Annotated in this window: 3 protein-coding genes; all 3 read right to left on the bottom strand. The window is 37.4% G+C overall.

Annotated features, from left to right (window positions below; all coding sequences use genetic code 11):
* Nucleotides 1-1,370: 1,370 nt before the first annotated feature.
* Nucleotides 1,371-2,027: a UDP-3-O-(3-hydroxymyristoyl)glucosamine N-acyltransferase gene (locus tag DYY66_RS08220; protein ID WP_166288019.1), complete on the bottom strand. Its 657-nt coding sequence runs from the start codon at nucleotides 2,025-2,027 to the stop codon at nucleotides 1,371-1,373.
* Nucleotides 2,028-2,059: 32 nt separating this feature from the next.
* Entirely contained in the window at nucleotides 2,060-2,344 is a 285-nt protein-coding gene (locus DYY66_RS08215; RefSeq protein ID WP_166288016.1) for an LpxD N-terminal domain-containing protein, read from the bottom strand.
* 80 nt (nucleotides 2,345-2,424) lie between these two features.
* The coding region (locus DYY66_RS08210; RefSeq protein ID WP_218583683.1) for a hypothetical protein at nucleotides 2,425-2,642 on the bottom strand (218 nt) is incomplete at its 5' end.

Genomic DNA, 2,642 nt, shown 5'->3' with positions numbered 1-2,642 from the left:
CAAATACTGCTTCTGTCACTACAAACCAACCATCTCTAACATTAATCAAATCCGGTCTGTTAGTGTCAGATTCACTATCAAATGAAACTGTGACACAACAACNGTGTCTCTGCAATAAATTCCGTAGGTACTAGCTCCCCATCGAACACTGCTTCTGCCATTACAAACCAACCGTCTTTAACATTAATGAAGTCAGGTCTGTTAATATCAGATTCACTAACTAATGAAACTGCGACACAACAACAATTGCAGACAAATTCAAGATACTGGATATATGGAGGAGATGCAATTGCAGANAAACTGCTACACAACAACAACTGCAGACAAATTCAAAATATTGGATATATGGAGGAGATGCAATTGCAGAGAAAGCACCTTATGCATTTTGGAGAAATACTCAAGGATTACACACTGGAGTCCAAGCTCCCTCTAATGCTACTTGGGCAGGAATTTATTCCGTATCCCGAAATACGCCTGCCATGCTGTACCACTCTGTAATAACAACTCCTGTGCAAACAATACCAGAAAATAGTGTCTACTACAACAATGGAATGTATGTGCAGACTAATGGAAGCAACAACGTAAACTATGTTACCTGTACATCAAACATAAGCTCGTTTGGTACCGTCTGGGCTGTATTTTGGGCAACGGGTAATCCTTTTGGTGCTACTAGTTTCACAAGACTGTGGTATGATCCTAGTCTTAACCAGCCACTCACACGAGATTGTACCATCATCACAAATGGTAACAACTACCTAAAGGTGTACATGGATGGGGTCAAAGTGGTAGACAGTACTACCATGAACTTGCTGATGCCTGCACCATTTAATGTATTTCTTGAACCCCAGTCATCTTATGCTGGTCAGCTACTAAATGGAACATTCACGGACTATTATACATCAACAGGTGAAAATGTCACAGTAACTAACTTGCCAAGCAATACTGGAAGAGTTGACATTGTAGATTCATCAGGTACTGTTCTTGCAACAAGTCATGTTGCAAATCAAATCGCAAGCCTAAATGTTGGGCAATATCATTTTCCATTATCTGGAACAATCAAAGTGTATGATTCAAGCAATGCCTTGATCACATCTAGACCTTCGAGCATTTATGGCGGTGATGTATATTCTGTCAATCACTGATCTGACACTGTACAAATCGTCTACTGTTAATTGATATTCCAGTGTGATCTTCATTCTTTCTTGTCANCACTTTCCATTATCTGGAACAATCAAAGTGTATGATTCAAACAATGTCTTGATTACATCTCGTTCTTCTGGAATTTATGGTGGTGATGTATATTATGTCAATCACTGATCTGACACTAATGTGCAAATCGTCTGCTGTTTATTGATGTTCTAGTATGATTTTCATTCTTTCTTGTCGGAGTTTTGTCCTGCCATGAGAAATAACTTGTCAGAAACTTCATTAATTTTATTTTTTATTGATTTTGCTGGAACGCCTGCTACTATGTCATGATCTGATACATCATGTATGACCGAAGCACCTGAGGCTACAATTACATTGTTTCCAATTTTTATCTGATCTTTTACGGTTGCATTAAGCCCAATCCAAGTGGAATTACCTATTTCTGCACTTCCTCCAATGACTGCACCTGCAGTAATCTCACAGTTTTTTCCAACAAATACATTGTGAGAAATGTGTACAAGTGCATCAATTTTTGTACCATCGCTTATTACTGTGTCAGAAAGGGATCCCTTGGCAATGTGGCTGTTTGCGCATATCTCGACGTCGTTTCCAATTAACACACGACCAAAATGTGGGAATCTGTAAAGATTATTCTCATCCCTTTCAAACGCAAAACCATCATCACCCAGTGTTACCCCTGAATGAATAACACATCTGTCTCCTACACTACAGTCTTTCACAAGCGTTACTTTATCATAAATTATTGTATCGTTTCCTATTTCACAGTTATCTCCAATCACTGTGTACTCGCCTATGTAACACCTATCTCCTATTCTAGCTGTTTTAGATATCACGGCACTAGGTGAGATCCCAACCATTTTTTGTTTTACAGATATTTTATTGGCCAGATTTACAAAACATATCTTGGTTTGTCAAGGAAAATGAGTTGAGCTCCTTGTCTTGGGTGCACAAGTCCGCGTAAACTCTTCTTGCAGAGAATCACACCAGCTTTTGATTTTGAAATAAGGTCTATAGCTTTATCGCCTTCATAATAACAAAAAGAAAGATCATCTGGTTTTGCATTTTTAATAGAAGATATGTTTTTTATTTTCTTTTCAGTATCTCCATCTATTTCATAGTCAATATTTAGATTAGACAACATTGATTTGATGTCAAACTCTGATGGATAATTCATTTTTTGCACTACATTAAAATTCAAATTACGAAATATTAAGAGCCTGTAACTTTATTATAGTAAAATCTTCACTAAAACTCTTAAACAAAACCAATGTGTTTACATTTTCTAGTAGTTTCCACGCATAGTGAGATAACCATTGAATTGTATACCAATACAGAAATGAAGAAACTTGGCTCAATTTTAGGGGCAATCGTGATGTTGATGATGTTATCAATACCTACAACCATTGGTCCCGCAAACGCTGCTCTCATATCCTCACCCATACCAATTCCAGGAAATCTCATACCACAAACTG

The sequence above is a fragment of the Candidatus Nitrosotalea sp. FS genome, assembly GCF_011319475.1.
Lineage (GTDB): Archaea > Thermoproteota > Nitrososphaeria > Nitrososphaerales > Nitrosopumilaceae > Nitrosotalea.
Note: the sequence above shows the minus strand (reverse complement) of the source record. Positions and strands in the feature narration are given on the sequence as shown.